Here is a 20,534-nt window from a genome sequence, read left to right on the forward strand (position 1 = left end):
GTATTACGCACGTACCGACGAACACCGTGGTTCAGTGTCAGAATGACCGTTCTCAACATAAGAACAAAGATCAGGCAATGAAACAGCTTCGAGCGAAGCTATTTGAGCTTGAATTGCAAAAGCAAAACGCGGAAAAACAAGCGAATGAAGACGCTAAGTCTGACATTGGCTGGGGAAGCCAGATCCGATCTTATGTATTGGATGACTCGCGCATTAAAGACCTCCGTACGGGTGTTGAAAACCGTAATACTCAGGCGGTTCTTGATGGCGATCTGGACAAATTTATTGAAGCTAGCCTGAAATCAGGTCTGTAAAGCTTTTCACCGACAAAAACAGGATACATCGAAAATGACTGATGCTGTTCAAAACGAAACTGTACAAGAAGCCTCTACACAAGAAGAGAACAAGCTAATTGCTGAACGCCGCGCTAAATTGGATGCAATCCGAAAGAGTTGCACAGCAAACGGCCACCCAAACGACTTTCGTCGTGACGCACTAGCGGGCGACCTTCAAAAAGAGTTCGGTGAAAAGACGAAAGAAGAGCTGGAAGCGCTAAACCACGTAGTATCAATTGCTGGCCGTATCATGGCTAAACGTGGTCCATTCTTAGTCATTCAAGAAACGTCTGGTCGCATCCAAGCTTATGCTGATAAAGCGGTTCAAAAAGTACTAAAAGAAAAATACCAAGGTCTAGATATCGGTGACATCATCGGTGTGAAAGGCGCGCTACACAAGTCTGGTAAAGGCGATCTATACGTGAACATGGAAGAGTTCGAATTGCTCACCAAAGCACTTCGTCCACTACCAGAGAAGTTCCACGGGCTAACTGACCAAGAGATGCGTTACCGTCAACGTTACGTTGACCTAATCGTTAACGAAGACTCTCGCCAAGCATTCGTTGTGCGTTCTAAAGTGATGTCTGCAATTCGTAACTTTATGATCTCTAAACAGTTCATGGAAGTTGAAACGCCAATGATGCACGTTATCCCTGGCGGTGCGAGTGCGCGTCCATTCATTACGCACCACAACGCGCTAGATATGCCAATGTACCTGCGTATCGCGCCTGAGCTATACCTGAAGCGTCTCGTCGTTGGTGGTTTTGATCGCGTATTTGAGATCAACCGTAACTTCCGTAATGAAGGTCTTTCTCCACGCCACAACCCAGAGTTCACGATGATGGAGTTCTACATGGCGTACGCGGATTACAAAGACCTAATGGACCTAACTGAAGAACTACTCAGCTCAATTGCTCAAGAAGTTCTAGGTTCAACGTCTATGCCTTACGGTGATGACACGGTTGAGTTTGGTGGCACTTACACTCGTATGAGCATGTTCGAAGCAATCAAGCACTACAACCCAGACCACGCGCAAATCCAAGCGTTGACAGAAGAAGACATTCAAAACCGTGACCTAATGGTTTCTATCGCGAAATCTGTTCATGTTGAAGTCGAACCTTTCTGGACATGTGGTCAGCTTCTCGAAGAGATCTTTGGAGAAACAGCAGAACCTAAGCTAATGCAGCCAACCTTCATTACAGGTTACCCAGCGGACATTTCTCCATTGGCTCGTCGTAGCGATGACAACCCGTTCTTCACAGACCGCTTTGAATTCTTCATCGGTGGCCGTGAAGTTGCAAATGGCTTCTCAGAGCTTAACGATGCAGAAGATCAAGATGCACGCTTTAAAGCACAGGTTGAAGCGAAAGAGTCTGGTGATGACGAAGCTATGTTCTACGATGCCGACTACATTACTGCGCTAGAGCACGGCCTGCCGCCAACAGCAGGTCAAGGCATTGGTATCGACCGTCTGGTTATGCTGCTGACTGACACGCACACCATCCGTGACGTGATCCTATTCCCAGCGATGCGCCCACAAGGCTAATCGCCTGACATCATCATAAAAAACCACCTTCGGGTGGTTTTTTTTTCACTTAAACTTCATTTGATTCAACTAGTTGCATTCTACAGCGGATGCTATTGATGGATTAGTATTCGCCAAATCTCAATCTGTTGCATAGTCTTAATATTGAGACAGACTTAATTGAGTACAGTCTCGATAATGTTACCCGCTCGCAGATGTGGGTTTGTGATGCAAAATTACTATCAACAATCAATAAGGGTTAAAGAATGGCTGGGCAGTTTAAGATGGATTCGATTCCGGGATCGCTAGTCGTCGTTGGCGGTGCTTATGAACCTTGGTTATCAGTATTAGAACAAGTGGGGTGGAAGTGCCATCAGGTCGGTGATTTGCGCAAAGCCAACACATTGTTAGAAGATATTGGACCATGCATCGGCATCGTTGACCTCAGCCATGATGAGTTCAGTCTTAACGGTTTAGCAAACTTGGTCAGTTCTCACAAACACGTGCGTTGGTTGGCGTTTATCCGTGAATCTCAGCTAGGAGCGGATACCATCTGTCAATTCATTGTGAACTTCTGTATCGACTTTTTTACTGCGCCAATCCCAGATGCACAGCTACTGAGTACCATTGGCCACCAATTGGGTATGCTGAAACTAGAAAAGAAAGTATGGCCGAGCTTTGGTAATAGCCTAGACATGGGCTTGATTGGTGAATCTATCCCAATTAAACGCTTACGTGACCAAGTCAAGCGTATCGGCCCAACGGACGTGAGCATTCTGATCTACGGGGAAAGCGGTACAGGTAAAGAGGCCGTTGCGCGTGCGATTCATAAAGTGTCTTCACGTTCACACAAGCCGTTTCTATCGATTAATTGTCGTGCTCTCAATGAGCAACGTTTCCAAGCAGAGGTATTTGGAATTGATGCAGAGGAAGATATGGGACCAAGCCTGCTCGAGCAAGCCGATGGCGGTACCGTTCTTTTCAACGACATCTTGACCATCCCAAAAGAGCAGCAGCTCAACCTTCTGCGTTTTCTACAAGAGGGCATGATTGAAACTCGTGATGGCGCGAAAAATGTCAACGTTCGTGTGCTTGCTGCAAACTCCTCGGATGTCGAAAAAGCATTGATCGACGGTGACTTCAATGAAGAGCTTTATCATTATATCAATGTGTTACGTATTAACGTACCAAGCTTAAAAGAACGTGCAAGTGACATTGCATTGTTGGCACGATTCTATCTACAAGAGTTTTCAAAAGAGTACAACTCACAAGCGAAGAGCTTTTCTGAAGAAACCTTAAAAGTGCTGACCCGTTACTTCTGGCCGGGCAACGTACGTGAGTTGATGAATCAAGTGAAACGCGCAGTTCTGATGTCTGATAGCGTAATGATTGAAGAGCATCATCTAGACTTGCCCCAGCGTAATGACTCAAAACGCAGTCTGAAGTCGATTCGTGAGAAGAGTGAACGCGATGCATTGCTGGTGGTGCTGGAATCGCACTCTGGTCAGGTCTCAAATGCTGCAAAAGAGCTGGGTGTGTCGCGCGCTACCATGTATCGGTTACTGAACAAACACAACTTGATTTCAGAGCAGACGGCATAACCCCTCTATCTGGCAGCAAGATTAAAGGAGCGTCATGTCGCTCCTTTTTTGTTTGCAGTAGACGGGCATTTATAAAAATCGAATTTTAATACATCAACTAGGTGAATCTATTAATTGTAAATCCATATGCAACTAAATATCAGATGAATGGTTTGTTTTTAGGCAAAAATACAAAAATGGTTTGATAAATATATCCGATTGCTTAGAATTTAACCGTAACTCAAAGAGTTATACCACATCAATCACGGATTAATTTTTAGCTGGGAGGCGCAAGATGAAACACAAGTTTGTTAATACCACTGCTTGCGCTGTTCGTATTTCTGCTGTTCGCTCAACCTTTGATGCGATTCAACAGAATCCCACTGGCTCACTAGATTTAATTAATCCGTAACCTATCTATTTTACTAGGCTGCGGAAAAGTAGCGGCTTAGTCTCAACAGAAGTTTTTCTGTCCAATTACGCACTATTTTTCCCGGTCGCTCATTTTTGCAATTTGGAGAATACATTATGCGTCACTCTATCTATCTAAAACTCGCCACTCTGCTACTTAAAGCCGATCTAAAGCGTGAAGAAAAACAATGGCAACGTATGGTTCGTCGCAGTGCACATGATATTCCATGGACTAACGAACACTTACTAAAAGATATTGGTCTCGATGCGGATGGTCGCTCAGCGAAGACCAGTGTCCCAGATGCCGTAAAAGTTGATCGTCGAGTTCGTCATCTTCGCCGAGTGTTAACTTCGCGAATACTGACCTAATCAGTAACCCAGGTTGAGTGGTGACTTACATATATTCGCTTCAACTTGGGTTTAACTCGCTGCAACAAAGAGGCTGATCATTGTGATCAGCCTCTTTGTTTTGGTCTATTAAGAAATGAGACGTTATGGGCACGGGTTCGAGTAAGTGGTGCCAATCGCTTGGATGTCATTGAGCAATTCTTCACTTAAATGAACATGGATACTGTCGATGTTTGATTTGAGTTGCTTGAGGTTGGTTGCACCTATGATATTTGAACCGACAAATGGGCGTTGATTGACAAAAGCGAGTGCCATTTGTGAAGGATCTAAACCGTGGTCACGAGCTAGGTTTACGTACGTTTCGGTGGCTTTGATACCTTGTGGAGTGAAGTAACGAGCAAAGCGCTGCCATATGGTGCAACGCGCACCTTCTGGTTTTGCTTCGTTCAGGTATTTACCGCTCAGGCAGCCAAATGCAAGTGGCGAATAGGCCAGTAGCTGAACGCCTTCGTAATGACTGATCTCAGACAAGCCTACCTCAAAACTGCGATTCAATAAGTTATAGGGGTTTTGGATAGAAACAATTCTCGGCAGATCATGTTTCTCTGCTAAACGCAGCAGCGACATCACACCCCATGGGGTTTCGTTCGACACACCGATATAACGTACTTTGCCTGCTTTGACTAACTCGGCCAGAGCGTCAAGCGTTTCGATCAGAGTGACTTCTTCTTGCCTGTCTGGGTAAGGATAGTTAAGTTGACCAAAACAGTTAGTTTGACGTTGCGGCCAGTGCAGTTGGTACAGGTCGACATAATCGGTTTGCAGGCGCTGTAAGCTATCGTCGATTGCGGTATGAATGTGTCGGCGGTTTAAGCTCATGTTCTCACGAATATACGGAACGTTACGCGGACCAGCGATCTTTGTCGCTAAGACGACTTTCTCGCGCTTGCCGTTTTTCGCTAGCCATTTGCCAATGTATTGCTCTGTAAGCCCTTGCGTCTCGGCTTTCGGTGGTACCGGATACATCTCAGCAGTGTCGATGAAATTCACGCCATGATCGAGGGCAAAATCGAGCTGTTGATGCGCTTCTTGTTCAGTATTTTGCTCACCAAATGTCATGGTGCCAAGGCAGATCTTACTTATTTCGAGAGATGAGTGCGGTAGTTTTGTATATTGCATTTCACATCCTTGAGAATTATCGAGTAATAAGTCATTACAATATAGGGGATTTTTAGTCTTGGTCGCAAATTATTTAGGTTTATCTATATCGTTAACTCGAAACTTATCAATACGCTAACTAGACTTAAGAGATCTTGGAAGGAGGAGTATTATGCAGAAGCATCAACTCGACATGTGGCTGCATGGCCACCACAAGGACTCTTACAAAACACCAAAGGTCTTTGTTATAGGTTGTTCTGATGTCTCTGACTATTTATTAGCAGTGGAGTATAAACACCAATTAGAGCCGATCAAAGACGGTGAAGATACGATTCATTTTGGATCGTTAGATATGGTAAAAGAGGAACTGCTTAGGTTAGGGATTGATAAGGCCTACTTGAGACTGCACAACGCGTACGATGAATTTGGTAGTGATGGTGCAGCCTCTTACTGTGATATTGAACTGTCATTGGTGACGCATTAGTCATTCCGATTGAGCGTTAATGTAATGCTTCAGTAGAATCTGCTCAGTAAACTGTGTTCTGAGATAGAATCCTCGAGGCAAGGTTTTGGTCGGCTTGCCGTGCGAGCTATACGCTTCTGTCAAAGCTCTCGCATTTGCGGCTTTCGGACGCAAGTGTAATGCCTCTCCGTGTCTGGCGGAAATTTGATCAAACTTACCCAGCACGATCAACTCCATCAATTCTTCCCAATCGTTTTTTAGAATCAGCTCTTCTTCTTGATCGGGAGACCATATTAGTGGATTACCGATACGACGGTCTGTCAGTGGGATTTCCCGTTCGCCCTCGACCGGAACCCAAAGTACTCGGGATAACTTATTTCGCACATGGCTGGTTTCCCATGTTAAGCCTTGGACACCAGTTAACGGTGCCACAGAGACAAAGGTTGTTTCTAATGGTTTTCCAGAATAACCGATCGGGATGCTTTTTAGTTCTATGCCAAGTTTCGCAAAATCTTGCTGAGGCTTACTGCCAGCAGGCGCGCCTAAATGCCATTCTAGTAATTGACCAACCCAACCTTTGTCTCGTTTTAAGTTTTCAGGAACAGTGATGTTTGCCTCTTCAGCAAGCTCAGCAAAGTTAAGCCCAGCAATGTTTTGTGCGCGTTCCATCAGTTCAGCTTCGGATCTTGGTTCTGGTTTCATAATGACAAGGTGTTTTTGGAAAAAAGTATTCTAACAAATTTGAATAAAATCCTCTGTCTAAGATTTCATCGAGCTGGATTAATAATGATCAATTTACAACTTATCCACAGCCTATGGAGTAACCAAGAGGATCCCTTCGTGGTCTGGATGAATAAACAGGGGTTTAAGTTGGGATTGAGACTTGATTTTATTGATATATCGTGAAGTCCTACCTGTTGCATGTGGATAAATCATCGATTGCACGATCTTTGACCGATCTGTGTTTGGTGAAAAGATCATCAAGTAAATAAGGATCGTTAAATTACATTTTTTATAATTTATTTGTTTTTAATCAATGTTTTGGATTTGTTTTTTCTTCTATTTAAAATAATTGGTTGTGATAGTTTTGAGCAGGTTTTTTTCTTGATATCATTTTCTTCACAAAGTTACTCACAGAAAAGGTGAATAAATGTGGGCTATATCTCAGTCTTGTGTTGATAAGATAATATTTGTTTAAAAGATATCCAAAGTTAGTCAAAAGGTAATAAATCTTGCTCATATCACATCAGTAAGTTTGCTAGTAATGGGGATATGTGGAAAAATCACGGTAAGAGAAAATTATTCATAGAGGTTAGCCAGTGATAGATGGCGATGGTTACCGACTCAATGTTGGTATTGTGATATGTAATAACCATGGTCAGGTCTTTTGGGCTAAACGATACGGGCAACACTCGTGGCAATTTCCACAAGGTGGGATTGACGAAGGTGAAACCCCTGAACAAGCCATGTTCAGGGAATTATACGAAGAAGTCGGTCTGACAAAAAAAGACGTTAAGATCATCGCAACAAGTCGTCACTGGTTGAGATATAAGCTACCTAAGCGATTGGTGCGTTGGGACTCCAAGCCTGTTTGTATCGGCCAAAAACAGAAATGGTTTCTGCTGCGACTAGATTGCGATGAATCACTCATCGATATGCAGCGTGGGAAATCTCCTGAATTTGATGGTTGGCGCTGGGTCAGTTACTGGTATCCAGTTAGGCAAGTTGTTTCTTTCAAGCGAGACGTTTACCGTCGTGCGATGAAAGAGTTTGCATCTTTAGCCATGCCTTTTCGAGAGCGCAAGACGAAAGGGAAAAGAAAAAAACAACGTAGATAGAGGATAAACATGCTCAGTCAGCTAAGGGAAGTAGTTGAGAAGTTCTCCAGAGTCGATGACGTGCACTTGGCTCTCGATATCTTAGTAAGAGAGACTTGTGCCGCCCTATGCACTGAGTGTTGTACGGTTTACCTTGTTAATGAAGAAATGCAGCGCCTTGAGTTAATGGCAACTCAAGGCCTTATTTTTGAAGGCGATAGCATTCATATCAACTTCAATGAAGGCTTAGTTGGTTTAGTGACGCGCAGTGCGGAACCGTTAAACTTAGCTGAGGCCTCCAGCCATCCTGATTTCAAATTCTTTCCGCAATTGGGTGAGCAGGTTTATCACTCTTTTCTCGGCACTCCGATTATCCATCGTAAGCAAGTGTTAGGTGTGTTGGTTATCCAGCAGAAGGCGCCGCGCCTGTTCAGTGAGATGGAAGAGTCGTTCCTGGTGACTCTATCAGCGCAGATTGCAATACAGATAGCCCATGCGCAAAATCTTGGGTATTGGCAGTTGGCGTCTAAACCAAAAGTGAACAAAGGGCAGCCCGCTTCTAGTGGTATCGCAATTGGAGAATTCTGGTTTGATAATACCCAGCCTAACTTAAGTGACGTGTTCCCAGCTTGTGCACTTGATAAGGATCGTGAGCATGAGTTACTTGCGGTCGCAGTAGAAAGAGCGTTGAGCGATTTTCGCCGTATGCGGAAAAAGCTCGATAGTGAAATTAATAAAGATGCTTTGGCGATCTTCGACCTCTTCACCCACTTACTCAATGATCCTATGCTGCGTGGCGATCTGAAGAAACAGATTGAGAAGGGGGACCGAGCAGATTGGGCCTTGCGTCAAGTTGTCGAAACTTACTCAAACCGCTTCGCACGCATGTCTGACGTTTATCTACGTGAACGGGCGCAGGATGTTCGCGAACTGGGGCAACGATTACTGTATTTCTTACACAACAGCGAGCAAGAGCAGGCCTCGATAGATCGCCCTGTGATTTTGATTGCCAACGAGTTGACTGCTACCTTATTGGCATCGATTCCAAAACAGCACCTGTTAGCTGTGGTGTCATTAGAGGGGGCAGCAAATTCTCATGCCGCGATTCTCTCACGTGCATTGGGTGTACCCGCCATCATGGGCGCGAACATCAATGCCAGCGTGGTGAATGGCAAGAAGGGCATTGTCGATGGTTACACTGGCGAGATTTACATCGAACCGAATAGACAGCTTCTTCGCGAGTATCGCAGCCTCATAATTGAAGAGTCTGAGTTATTCACCATGGTGAACAAAGATTTAGCATTACCAGCGATTACACAAGATAATTGTCATGTTGAAGTGATGCTGAACGCAGGTCTGAGTGCGGATAGTAACATTGCTATCAATTCAGGTGTCGATGGCGTTGGTTTGTATCGAACAGAAATCGCTTTTTTACTTCAGCATCACTTTCCTTCTGAAGATGAGCAGTATCATCAGTACCGAGCGATCCTCAACAGTTACGCCCATCAGCGCGTTGTCATGCGTACCTTGGATATCGGTGGTGATAAACCACTGCCGTATCTGCGAATTGATGAAGACAATCCATTCTTAGGTTGGCGTGGTATTCGTTTTACGTTAGATCACCCTGATATTTTTTTGATCCAACTGCGAGCGATGCTACGGGCGAGTGCGGAAAGTCAGAACCTAAGCATTTTATTACCTATGGTGTCTGGCATTAAAGAGCTTGAAGATGCCGTCACGCTCATCAATCAAGCTTATAGCGAGGTCGTTTTACTCGATGATCGCATTCAAGCACCAAAGGTTGGAGTGATGATCGAAGTGCCTTCTATGGTGTACCTGCTGCCTGCTATCGCTCACCGTGTTGACTTTGTTTCTGTCGGCACGAATGATTTAACGCAATATTTGTTGGCGGTCGACCGGAACAATTCCCGCGTTGCGGATGTCTATGAATCCATGCATCCAGCGGTGTTGTTAGCCTTAAAACAGATTCACGATGTTTGTCACCAGTATCAGGTACCTGTTTGTATTTGTGGTGAGCTAGCGGGTGATCCATTTGGTGCGCTGCTCCTGTTGGGCTTAGGTTACAGCAGTTTGAGCATGAACACCTCGAATGTGGCCAAGGTGAAATATTTGATCCGCCATAGTCAACGCAAAGAACTAGAAAAACTCGTCGAAACGGCTATGTCTTGCTCTTATGGCCAAGAAATCCATCAAATGATGCATGATTTCTTTATCCAGCAAGGCTTTGCCGGCTTTATACGTTCAGGTAAGAAGTAGGGTAACAGTGACCATCTCTTTATTTATATTATTGCTCGCGCTAGGCGCTTTTGTTGGCGTAATGGCGGGGCTTCTTGGCATTGGAGGTGGGTTGATCGTCGTACCTGCGCTGCTTTATCTCCTTCCTCTTGCTGGTATTCCCTCTGAAATGAGCATGCATATGGCATTAGCAACGTCACTGGCAAGCATTATAGTTACCTCAGGTTCTTCTGCACTCAATCACCTTAAGCTTGGCAATGTCGATATGTTCGTCATTAAATGGTTAATGCCTGGCGTCGTCATCGGCGGTTTTGTTGGCGCCAATATTGCGGAGTGGATCCCAACCCATTATCTGCCTAAAGTTTTCGGTGTGATCGTGCTGTGTCTTGCAGCACAGATGTTTCGATCGATTAAAACGAAAAGTGAGAAGCCAATGCCGAGTAGTCCGGTTACTGTCATGTACGGTACGGGCATTGGTGTCGTATCGAGTCTTGCTGGTATTGGCGGTGGTTCGCTGTCAGTACCGTTTCTAAACAAGCATGGTATTGAAATGCGTAAAGCGGTAGGCTCCTCATCGGTGTGTGGCTGCGTCATTGCGATTTCTGGCATGATTGGCTTTATCATACATGGCTACAACGTTGAGGAACTACCAGATTACAGCCTAGGTTACGTGTATCTGCCGGCTCTGGCTGCGATAGCGATGACCTCGATGCTGACCACAAAAGTCGGCGCTAAAATCGCCACCAACCTTCCTACGGCGGTCTTGAAGAAGATCTTTGCCGTATTTTTGATGTTTGTTGCAGCGACTATGCTGCTGTAAAGTCCACCTATTTTATTAGTAATTAGAAGAGAATGAGTTATGTCTCAGGGATATTTAGAATTCCCCAATATTGATCCAATTTTAGTCTCTATTGGTCCTGTTTCTGTTCGTTGGTACGGTTTGATGTACCTAATCGGTTTTATGTTCGCACTATGGTTGGCAAACCGCCGCGCAGATAAGCCGGGGAGTGGTTGGACACGTGAGCAAGTTTCTGACTTGTTGTTTGCTGGGTTCCTCGGCGTAGTCATTGGTGGTCGTGTTGGCTACGTAATTTTCTACAACTTTGATTTGTTTTTAGCCGATCCTCTGTACCTATTTAAAGTGTGGACAGGTGGTATGTCTTTCCACGGCGGTCTACTGGGTGTTATCACTGCAATGTTCTGGTATGCGCACAAGAATGGTCGAACTTTCTTTGGTGTGGCTGACTTTGCTGCACCGCTAGTGCCATTTGGCCTTGGCATGGGCCGCGTGGGTAATTTTATGAACAGTGAACTTTGGGGACGCGTAACAGACGTGCCGTGGGCGATTGTCTTTCCGAATGGCGGCCCATTGCCTCGTCACCCATCTCAGCTTTACGAGATGTTCTTAGAAGGTATTGTGCTGTTCTTTATTCTTAACTGGTTTATCAAAAAGCCTCGTCCTTTAGGTGCGGTGTCTGGGTTATTTTTAGCTGGATATGGTACATTCCGCTTCCTAATAGAGTTTGTTCGTGAACCGGATGCACAGCTTGGTCTATTTGGTGGTTACATTTCGATGGGGCAAATCCTATCTTCACCGATGATCATTCTGGGTATTCTTATGATGGTTTGGGCATACAAACGTGGTCTTTACCAAGACAAGCTCCAAGCAGAAACGAAGTAAGGAATTGGTGTGAAACAGTATTTAGATTTGTGTCAGCGTATCGTTGACCAAGGTACTTGGGTTGAAAATGAACGTACAGGTAAACGCTGCCTAACGGTGATCAACGCAGACTTGAGCTACGATGTTGCCAATAACCAATTCCCATTAGTGACAACGCGTAAAAGTTTTTGGAAAGCCGCCGTTGCTGAGCTTCTTGGCTACATTCGTGGTTACGACAACGCAGAAGAGTTCCGCAAGCTAGGGACGAAAACGTGGGATGCGAACGCAAACCTAAATGAAGCATGGCTGAACAACCCCTTTCGTAAAGGTGAAGACGACATGGGACGCGTATATGGTGTTCAAGGTCGTGCATGGGCGAAACCAGATGGTGGTCATATTGATCAGTTGCGTAAGATTGTGGATGACTTGACGCGCGGGGTTGATGACCGCGGCGAAATCCTAAATTTCTATAACCCAGGTGAGTTTCACATGGGCTGTTTACGCCCATGCATGTATAGCCACCATTTTTCACTGTTAGGTGACACGCTGTACCTAAACAGCACGCAACGCTCTTGTGATGTTCCGCTGGGTCTGAACTTCAATATGGTTCAAGTGTATGTGTTCTTGGCAATCATGGCGCAAATTACGGGTAAGAAACCTGGTCAGGCATACCATAAGATTGTTAACGCACACATTTACGAAGATCAGCTTGCACCAATGCGCGATATTCAGTTGAAGCGTGAACCACTAAAAGCGGCAACCTTTCACATCAACCCAGAAATCAAGTCTCTTGAAGATTTAGAAACATGGGTAACCCTAGATGACTTCTGGGTAGAAGGTTACGAGCACCATGACCCAATTCAGTACCCGTTCTCTGTTTAACGAGTAGTTTGAGTTTCCTGAGCCGCCTTCATGGGCGGCTTTTTTACGCTCGAAGGGCGGGGGAGCAGGGAACGGGCTTCGCCCTACAGAACGCTGCGCTCGAGATTCGAGAGGTGAATGTTGAAGGGGGCATTAAAGCTGTTTGGCTCTGGGAGGCGTTGACAGGACTTGTCCCCAAAAAGACAAAATAAGCTTGTCTCTTGTCTCTTGTCTCTTGTCTCTTGTCTCTTGTCTCTTGTCTCTTGTCTCTTGTCTCTTGTCTCTTGTCTCTTGTCTCTTGTCTCTTGTCTCTCGCCTCTCCAAAACGAAAAAAGGCCCCACCAAAGTGGAGCCTAAAATATGCGATGGTAATCTTACGATTATGCTGTCAAAGCAAGGATAGAACCTGGCAGCACGATGAACACCGCGAGTAGGTAACCTGCCACAACTGCTTTGTTCTTAACCGCCATTTCTGAAATCATTTCTGCACATTTTACTGGGATCTCGCGCAGGAACGGAATGCCGAAGATGAGCAGTGTCGCCAGAATATTGAAGGTTAAGTGCACAAGGGCAATTTGTAGCGCGAATACGGCGAACTCACCTGATACAGCTGTTGCTGCGAGTAGAGCCGTGATACATGTACCTATGTTTGCACCTAGAGTGAACGGGTAAATGTCTCGTACTTTCAGGACACCTGAGCCTACTAGTGGGACCATTAGACTTGTTGTCGTGGAAGAAGATTGAACAAGAACAGTGACGACAGAGCCCGATACGATACCGTGAATAGGGCCACGACCGATTGCATTTTTAAGGATATCACGTGCACGACCAACCATGAGGCTCTTCATTAGCTTACCCATAACCGTGATAGCAACGAAAATAGTACCGATACCCAGAGCGATTAGCGCTACGCCACCCATAGTGTCACCGAATGTGGCTAGCGGCTCTTTGATTGCGCTTACTACTGGTTTAGTGATTGGCTTGATGAAATCGAAGCCCTTCATGCTCATATCACCCGTGTTGAGTAGCGGTGATACTAACCAGTGAGAAATTTTCTCTAGAATGCCGAACATCATTTCTAACGGTAGGAAAATCAATACTGCAAGTAAGTTAAAGAAATCGTGGATTGTTGCACTTGCAAATGCACGTTTGAATTCGTCTTTACAACGAACGTGACCAAGCGAAACAAGTGTGTTCGTTACGGTTGTACCTATGTTAGCACCCATAACCATAGGGATTGCGGTTTCTACGGGTAGCCCACCTGCCACCAAGCCGACAATAATAGAAGTGACGGTACTTGAAGATTGGATCAGTGCCGTTGCCACCAAGCCGATCATTAGACCTGCGACTGGGTGAGATGCAAATTCAAAGAGTACTTTCGCTTGATCGCCAGTCGCCCATTTGAAGCCACTACCAACCATAGATACTGCTAGAAGAAGCAGATACAACATGAATGCCAAGTTAGCCCAGCGTAACCAGCGAGTCGTGCTCGAGATTGGTGCTGCTGTAGAAGTAGCTTGGTTCATCATAATTTTCTCCGTGGACCTTTCAGTTTGTTTGTTTGGTCTGTTGTTGAAACTGAGGGCGATGTTAGAGATGAAATATTTCAGTAATATGACAGTTAGGTTTCTATAGAGATTTTTTATTATTCTTTTTTGTACGTCTGCGTGCGTGATATTTATAATGAAATTAAGATATTGATTGCATTGATTTTTTATTTTGTTAGGGTGTTTTAAGGAAAGATTGAAAAAGTGTGTTTTGCTTTAGGTTATATGACAATATGAATATGGTTACTTCGGGAAAACTAATACTTTCTTTTTATTTTTGTAGGTTTTGTCGAAATGATTGTTTGTCATCGGCACATTTGATATAAGAAGTGTCACTTTCTTTCTGAGGATTGGATATGTCGCACCTAAACTATAACCATCTTTATTACTTTTGGATGGTGTGTAAGCAAGGTTCTGTAACCAAAGCAGCGGATGCATTATTTCTGACACCTCAGACGGTTACCGGACAGATTAAAGCGCTGGAAGATCGCATGAGTGGGAAGTTAACCAAGCGCAATGGTCGTACGGTTGAGCCAACAGAGTTAGGTCAACTGGTTTTTAAATACGCAGATCGTATGTTTGGGTTGAGTTACGAAATGCTCGATATCGTCAACTACAGCCAGCACTCCAATATTCTATTCGAAGTTGGCGTTGCCGATGCTCTCTCAAAACGCTTGGTCAGTAAAGTTTTGATGACCACGGTTCCTGAGGACAACAGTATCCACTTGCGCTGTTATGAATCGACCCACGAACTGCTGTTGGAGCGTTTATCACAACACAAGTTGGATATGATTCTTTCTGACTGTCCGGTAGATTCGACGCAAAGTCCAGGTTTGTTCAGTAAAAAACTGGGCGAAAGCAGTATGAGTTTTTTCGCTTCGTCTGAAATCTCAGAGGTAAAGTTTCCTGAGATCTTAGAGAAGAAGAAATTACTTATCCCAGCAAGCCGAACGGCCATGGGACGCAAAGTTCTGCAGTGGTTTGATCGTCAAGGATTGCAGCCAGATGTTTTAGGCGAATTTGATGATGTAGCGTTAATGAAGGCGTTTGCTCGCTATCGCGATGATATCATTTTCTTAGCTCCGACTGTATATATGTCTGAGGTTGAGGATGATCGTAATTTGCAATTGATTGGGCACGTGGACGACTTTAAGGAAGAGTATTACGTGATCTTCGCCGAACGAATGATACAGCATCCAGCAGTAAAGAACGTTTGTGATGCAGATTTTAGCCAATTGTTTGAATGAACACGTTTCGTTGCGCAAATAAATAGATTACTATCGATAAAATTATAACTCGAAATTATAAAATCTTTGTGACACAACAAACTGGCCAGGGTTGGGGAAAGTACGTTGTAGCTAGAGGAACAGCACATGAATTTACAAGAAATGGAGAAAAACTCCGCCAAAGCTGTCGTGTTGCTCAAAGCGATGGCAAATGAAAGACGCCTACAAATCCTTTGCATGCTGCATAATCAAGAGCTTTCGGTTGGAGAGCTTTGTGTAAAGCTGGAGTTGAGTCAGTCGGCATTGTCTCAGCATTTAGCTTGGCTTCGACGCGATGAGTTAGTTGCGACACGAAAAGAAGCACAAACGGTATACTACACATTAAAGAGTGATCAAGTGAAAGAGCTTATTCAAACACTTCATGGCCTTTATTGTAGAGTTGCTACCGTGTGATGACAGGTCACAAAATAAATAAAGCTGGCATTGCCAGCTTTTTTTACATCTAGAATTCAGTGACACCAAATTCTGGAGATAAAAAAACCGGCCTGAGCCGGTTTTTTCTTCACTTTGAAATCTATTCTCTATTAAAGAGCTTTGATTTGTGCAGTGAAACGAGACTTATGACGAGCTGCTTTATTCTTGTGAATAAGGCCTTTAGTCGCCATGCGGTCTAGGATAGGTGTAACTGCAGCAAATGCAGCAGTTGCAGCTTCTTTGTCGCCTGCTTCAATAGCAGCAACAGTTTTCTTCATGTAAGTACGCATCATTGAGCGACGGCTAGCATTGTGCTGACGACGTTTCTCAGCTTGGATAGCGCGCTTCTTAGCAGATTTACTATTTGCCAAGGGTCTAACTCCCAAAAACTTATTTCTATGACAATTTAAGGCCGAGGACTATGCCCCACTTGCGCCTAAATGTCAAATGATTTGTGCAAAAACCAATCTAACCAAAACAAATTTTGGTAACAAAGGTCATCGCGGTTAAGATGGCGAGGATTCTAACAGCATTTTTATACCATTGCTAATAATTATCCGCTTAGTTCTGACAATAAACGGATATATTTTAACACCCATTTGTAGCTTTCAAAGGCTTAGAGGAATAGGGTTGGCAATCTTTTGGTGATATTCCGAGGTTACAGTGAGTAAACGACTGCTCAAGTCTGGCATGATCGTCAGTGCCATGACATTAATTTCGCGCGTGCTAGGTTTAGTTCGTGACGTAGTAGTAGCAAACTTGATGGGAGCCGGTGCGAGCGCCGACGTCTTCTTTTTTGCCAATAAAATTCCTAATTTCTTGCGTCGTTTGTTTGCTGAAGGCGCGTTTTCTCAGGCTTTTGTGCCAGTATTAACGGAAAGTCACGCTCAAGGAGACATGGATAAAACCCGTGAGCTGATTGCTCGTGCGGCCGGTACGTTAGGTGTGATTGTCTCTATTGTTACCATTTTCGGGGTTTTGGGCTCTGGTGTGGTGACGGCACTCTTTGGTTTTGGTTGGTTCTTGGATTGGATGCATGGCGGTCCCGCAGCTGAGAAATTTGAACTTGCCAGCGTGATGCTCAAGATTACTTTTCCTTATTTATGGTTCATCACTTTTGTTGCGCTCTCGGGAGCTATCCTCAATACATTAGGTAAGTTTGCCGTCTCTTCTTTTACGCCCGTTTTCCTTAATGTGATGATCATTTTAGCTGCTTGGTTTATCTCGCCGCAGATATCGCAGCCAGAAATTGGTCTTGCGATTGGTGTTTTTCTTGGTGGCTTGGTTCAGTTCTTATTCCAAATTCCCTTCCTTATTAAAGCCGGTGTTATGGTCAAGCCAAAATGGGGTTGGCACGATCCGGGTGTGGTGAAGATCCGCACTCTGATGATTCCTGCTTTATTTGGTGTGTCAGTCAGCCAAATCAATTTACTGTTTGATACTTTTATTGCTAGTTTCTTGCAAACTGGCTCGATCAGCTGGTTGTACTATTCAGATCGCTTGTTAGAGTTCCCGTTAGGACTGTTTGGCATCGCGATTGCGACGGTAATTCTGCCGGCATTGTCACGCAAGCACGTTGATTCGCACAGTGAGGGTTTTTCGCACACTATGGATTGGGGGGTTCGTATGGTTACCTTACTGGGTATTCCGGCGATGCTTGGTTTGATGGTGCTAGCGAAGCCAATGTTAATGGTGCTTTTCATGCGTGGTGAATTTTCTCCGCAAGATGTGCATCAAGCCTCCCTCTCTTTGTTAGCGTACGCTTCTGGCTTACTTAACTTCATGTTGATTAAAGTCCTTGCGCCGGGTTATTACTCTCGCCAAGACACTAAAACCCCGGTGAAATACGGCATCATCGCTATGCTGACTAACATGGTCTTCAACGCGATCTTTGCCTACTTCTATGGTTACGTTGGCCTAGCGATCGCGACAGCACTCTCAGCCTTCGTGAATATGGCGCTACTTTATCGCGGTTTACACATTGCTGGTGTGTATCAAGTCACCAAACGAACTGTCTTCTTTATTACGCGTTTAATTTTAGGTGGTGCCGCTATGGTTGCCGTCATGTTATGGCAACTGGAAGATATATCGGTATGGCTCAATTGGGGTTTTGTTCAACGAAGTGGCACGCTGGGAATGTTGATTTTACTCGGTGCAGGCGTTTACCTTGCTACGGTGTTTTTACTCGGTGTTCGTTTAAAAGACTTAAAAGCTGGGACAGAGTAAGCTTGATTGGTATATAATCCGTCAGTTTCACACAGTGCAAAGTAAAAACAGAGGCATAAAGCAGTACCCAATGGAACTGATCAGAGGCATCCACAATATCAAGTCACGCCATCATGGCTGTGTGCTGACTATTGGCAATTTTGATGGCGTACACAGAGGCCATCAACAAGTATTGCAGCAAGTGTCTGAACAAGCAGAGAAACTTTCGTTGCCTTCGGTTGTGATGACTTTTGAGCCTCAGCCGATGGAGTTGTTCGCTCGAAATAAGGCACCAGCGAGGCTAACGCGACTGCGCGATAAGTTTGTTCAGTTGAGCAAGCTCGATATTGATCGCTTACTGTGCGTTAACTTCAATCGTCGTTTTGCTGACCTCACAGCGGAAGAGTTTATCCGTGACTTGTTGGTTGGTCGATTGGGTGTTAAGTTTCTGGTGGTCGGCGATGATTTTTGTTTCGGCAAAGGTCGAACGGGTAACTTTGCAATGTTGCAAGAAGCCGGGAAAAAGCACGGCTTTGAGGTTGTGAGTACCCAGAGTTTTTGTTTACAGCAACTACGAGTGAGCAGCACGGCTATCCGCCAAGCGCTGGCTCGTGATGATCTGGATTGTGCGCAAGAGATGCTGGGAAGAGATTACAGTATCGCTGGTCGTGTTTCACACGGAAGAAAGCTGGGTCGAACTATCGGGTTCCCTACCGCAAATATTCCATTGAAACGCTGTGTTTCTCCGGTTTCCGGAGTCTATGTTGTTCAAGTACTTGGCTTAGAAGATAAGCCATTTGGTGGCGTCGCGAACATTGGTAAACGACCAACAGTGAATGGTGTTCGCCAGCAGTTAGAAGTACATTTATTCGACTTTCACGCCAATTTATATGGCAAGCAGCTAGAAGTGGAACTTTTGCTCAAACTCAGAGATGAGCAAAAGTTTGAGTCGTTTGAAGCACTTAAACAACAAATCGAATTGGATGCTGAAGCAGCGAGGGTGTGGCTGCGTCAGCTTAAGCGTTGAACGGTTTGTTCCACCGTGCAACATAATGTCTAACTTTCGCCCAATATAACGGAATTAAGAATCGATGAGTGAGTATAAAGATACCCTGAATTTACCTGAAACAGGGTTTCCAATGCGCGGCAATCTGGCTAATCGTGAGCCAGAAATGCTGAAGCGTTGGTACAAAGAAGATCTTTACGGTGAAATCCGTAAAGCTAAGCAAGGCAAAAAGTCATTCGTACTGCACGATGGCCCTCCTTACGCGAACGGTGACATTCACATTGGTCACGCACTAAACAAGATTCTTAAAGACATTATTATTAAATCCAAGACGCTTTCAGGTTTTGACGCCCCTTACATCCCGGGCTGGGACTGCCACGGTCTACCAATCGAGTTGATGGTAGAGAAGAAAGTAGGCAAGCCAGGTCAAAAAGTGACCGCAGCTGAGTTCCGCGAAAAATGTCGTGAATACGCTGCAGGTCAGGTTGAAGGTCAAAAAGAGAGCTTCAAGCGTCTTGGCATCATGGGTGAGTGGGACAAGCCATACCGCACTATGGATTTCGCAACTGAAGCGAACATCATCCGTGCACTTGGTAAGATCGCAAGCCAAGGTCACTTACTAAAAGGTTTTAAACCGGTTCATTGGTGTACAGACTGTGGCAGCGCACTTGCTGAAGCAGAAGTTGAGTACAAAGACAAAGTATCACCGTCAATCGATGTTCGCTTTAAAGCGGCAGATACAGCAGCACTACTGTCGAAGTTTGATCTAACTGAAGGTCATGAAGGTCAGGGTGACGTATCTATCGTGATCTGGACAACGACACCTTGGACACTGCCAGCTAACCGCGCAGTATGTCTACGTGATGATCTTGAATACGTGCTTATCCAAACAGAAGGCGAGAACGCTGAGCGTATCATCGTGGCTGCTGAGTTAGCGAAAGACGTGATGGACCGTGCAGGTATCGAGCATTTCCATAACCTAGGCTTTGCAAAAGGTGCGGATTTAGAGCTGTCTCAATTCCAGCATCCTTTCTATGATTTCACTGTGCCAGCGATCCTTGGTGATCATGTAACCACTGACTCAGGTACTGGTGTTGTTCACACGGCTCCTGGTCACGGTCAAGAAGACTTTGTTGTTGGTAACAAATACGACTTAGAAGTGGCTAACCCAGTGGGTTCTAACGGTGTTTACTTGCCGGACACAGAGCTATTCGCTGGTCAGCACGTATTTAAGGCAAACGATGCAGTTGTAGAAGTGCTGAAAGAAAAAGGTGCACTACTACATCATCACGCCTACGAGCACAGCTACCCGCATTGTTGGCGTCATAAAACGCCGATCATCTTCCGTGCAACACCTCAATGGTTCGTCTCTATGGACCAAGCAGGCCTGCGTGCTAAAGCACTTGAGTCAATCAAGAACGTTGAGTGGTTGCCTGAGTGGGGCCAAAGCCGCATTGAAGGTATGATTGAAGGACGTCCTGAGTGGTGTATTTCTCGCCAACGTACTTGGGGTGTGCCAATTGCTCTGTTTGTTCACAAAGAAACAGCAGAACTGCATCCAAATACGCTAGAGCTGATCGAGAAAGTCGCTAAGTTGGTTGAAGAAAAAGGCATCCAAGCATGGTGGGATCTTGATATTGCTGAGCTATTGGGTGCTGACGC

The 20,534-nt window shown here is 45.0% G+C and carries 19 protein-coding genes; 15 read left to right on the forward strand and 4 right to left on the reverse strand.

The window, feature by feature from the left end:
• The 4 genes from AND4_RS16625 to AND4_RS16640 all read left to right on the forward strand — a co-directional run.
• Window positions 1–314: peptide chain release factor-like protein (locus AND4_RS16625; RefSeq protein ID WP_043991817.1), on the forward strand; the 314-nt coding region annotated here is incomplete at its 5' end.
• A 34-nt stretch (window positions 315–348) separates the two neighbouring features.
• Window positions 349–1,881: a lysine--tRNA ligase gene (gene lysS / locus AND4_RS16630; RefSeq protein ID WP_009844141.1), complete on the forward strand. Its 1,533-nt coding sequence runs from the start codon at window positions 349–351 to the stop codon at window positions 1,879–1,881.
• Between the two features lie 245 nt (window positions 1,882–2,126).
• Window positions 2,127–3,461, forward strand: coding sequence for a cyclic-di-GMP-binding transcriptional regulator VpsR (gene vpsR / locus AND4_RS16635; RefSeq protein WP_009844142.1), 1,335 nt, complete (start codon window positions 2,127–2,129; stop codon window positions 3,459–3,461).
• Window positions 3,462–3,968: 507 nt separating this feature from the next.
• On the forward strand, window positions 3,969–4,220 hold the full coding sequence (locus AND4_RS16640; protein WP_009844144.1) for a hypothetical protein: 252 nt from the start codon (window positions 3,969–3,971) through the stop codon (window positions 4,218–4,220).
• 123 nt (window positions 4,221–4,343) lie between these two features.
• Here AND4_RS16640 and AND4_RS16645 read toward each other — a convergent pair whose 3' ends face one another.
• A complete protein-coding gene (locus AND4_RS16645; protein WP_009844145.1) occupies window positions 4,344–5,378 on the reverse strand; it encodes an NADP(H)-dependent aldo-keto reductase in 1,035 nt (344 codons plus the stop codon).
• Between the two features lie 151 nt (window positions 5,379–5,529).
• Here AND4_RS16645 and AND4_RS16650 point away from each other — a divergent pair, with 151 nt between their 5' ends.
• Window positions 5,530–5,841 carry a DUF6482 family protein gene (locus AND4_RS16650; protein WP_009844146.1) on the forward strand — a complete coding sequence of 104 codons (312 nt, stop codon included), beginning with the start codon at window positions 5,530–5,532 and terminating at the stop codon, window positions 5,839–5,841.
• Here the strand turns inward: AND4_RS16650 and mutH are convergent, their stop codons facing one another.
• On the reverse strand, window positions 5,842–6,522 hold the full coding sequence (gene mutH / locus AND4_RS16655) for a DNA mismatch repair endonuclease MutH (protein ID WP_009844147.1): 681 nt from the start codon (window positions 6,520–6,522) through the stop codon (window positions 5,842–5,844).
• Between the two features lie 617 nt (window positions 6,523–7,139).
• Here mutH and rppH point away from each other — a divergent pair.
• From rppH to AND4_RS16680, 5 genes are read left to right on the forward strand one after another with little or no spacing between them, the layout of a single operon-like run.
• The gene (gene rppH / locus AND4_RS16660) at window positions 7,140–7,658 is read left to right on the forward strand and encodes an RNA pyrophosphohydrolase (protein ID WP_009844148.1); all 519 of its coding nucleotides are present in this window, start codon (window positions 7,140–7,142) and stop codon (window positions 7,656–7,658) included.
• A gap of 9 nt (window positions 7,659–7,667) precedes the next feature.
• Entirely contained in the window at window positions 7,668–9,914 is a 2,247-nt protein-coding gene (gene ptsP / locus AND4_RS16665; protein ID WP_009844149.1) for a phosphoenolpyruvate--protein phosphotransferase, read from the forward strand.
• Window positions 9,915–9,921: 7 nt separating this feature from the next.
• Entirely contained in the window at window positions 9,922–10,713 is a 792-nt protein-coding gene (locus tag AND4_RS16670; RefSeq protein ID WP_009844150.1) for a sulfite exporter TauE/SafE family protein, read from the forward strand.
• A gap of 39 nt (window positions 10,714–10,752) precedes the next feature.
• Window positions 10,753–11,574, forward strand: a complete 822-nt coding sequence (gene lgt, locus AND4_RS16675) for a prolipoprotein diacylglyceryl transferase (protein WP_009844151.1) — start codon at window positions 10,753–10,755, stop codon at window positions 11,572–11,574.
• A gap of 9 nt (window positions 11,575–11,583) precedes the next feature.
• The gene (locus tag AND4_RS16680; RefSeq protein ID WP_009844152.1) at window positions 11,584–12,435 is read left to right on the forward strand and encodes a thymidylate synthase; all 852 of its coding nucleotides are present in this window, start codon (window positions 11,584–11,586) and stop codon (window positions 12,433–12,435) included.
• Window positions 12,436–12,794: 359 nt separating this feature from the next.
• Here AND4_RS16680 and AND4_RS16690 read toward each other — a convergent pair whose 3' ends face one another.
• Window positions 12,795–13,943, reverse strand: a complete 1,149-nt coding sequence (locus AND4_RS16690; RefSeq protein ID WP_009844154.1) for a Na/Pi symporter — start codon at window positions 13,941–13,943, stop codon at window positions 12,795–12,797.
• Between the two features lie 374 nt (window positions 13,944–14,317).
• On the opposite strand from AND4_RS16690, the gene nhaR reads away from it, so the two are divergent.
• Both nhaR and AND4_RS16700 read left to right on the forward strand, forming a co-directional pair.
• The gene (gene nhaR / locus AND4_RS16695; RefSeq protein WP_009844155.1) at window positions 14,318–15,208 is read left to right on the forward strand and encodes a transcriptional activator NhaR; all 891 of its coding nucleotides are present in this window, start codon (window positions 14,318–14,320) and stop codon (window positions 15,206–15,208) included.
• A gap of 126 nt (window positions 15,209–15,334) precedes the next feature.
• Window positions 15,335–15,640 (forward strand): metalloregulator ArsR/SmtB family transcription factor, encoded by a 306-nt coding sequence (locus AND4_RS16700; RefSeq protein WP_009844156.1) that lies wholly within the window; start codon window positions 15,335–15,337, stop codon window positions 15,638–15,640.
• A 131-nt stretch (window positions 15,641–15,771) separates the two neighbouring features.
• Here AND4_RS16700 and rpsT read toward each other — a convergent pair whose 3' ends face one another.
• Window positions 15,772–16,032: a 30S ribosomal protein S20 gene (rpsT, locus tag AND4_RS16705; RefSeq protein WP_005447926.1), complete on the reverse strand. Its 261-nt coding sequence runs from the start codon at window positions 16,030–16,032 to the stop codon at window positions 15,772–15,774.
• A 292-nt stretch (window positions 16,033–16,324) separates the two neighbouring features.
• On the opposite strand from rpsT, the gene murJ reads away from it, so the two are divergent.
• The 3 genes from murJ to ileS all read left to right on the forward strand — a co-directional run.
• Window positions 16,325–17,887, forward strand: coding sequence for a murein biosynthesis integral membrane protein MurJ (gene murJ, locus AND4_RS16710; RefSeq protein WP_009844157.1), 1,563 nt, complete (start codon window positions 16,325–16,327; stop codon window positions 17,885–17,887).
• Window positions 17,888–17,957: 70 nt separating this feature from the next.
• Window positions 17,958–18,893, forward strand: a complete 936-nt coding sequence (ribF, locus tag AND4_RS16715) for a bifunctional riboflavin kinase/FAD synthetase (RefSeq protein ID WP_009844158.1) — start codon at window positions 17,958–17,960, stop codon at window positions 18,891–18,893.
• 64 nt (window positions 18,894–18,957) lie between these two features.
• A partial coding sequence (ileS, locus tag AND4_RS16720; protein ID WP_009844159.1) for an isoleucine--tRNA ligase occupies window positions 18,958–20,534 on the forward strand: 1,577 nt, incomplete at its 3' end.

The sequence above is a fragment of the Vibrio sp. AND4 genome, assembly GCF_000171815.1.
Lineage (GTDB): Bacteria > Pseudomonadota > Gammaproteobacteria > Enterobacterales > Vibrionaceae > Vibrio.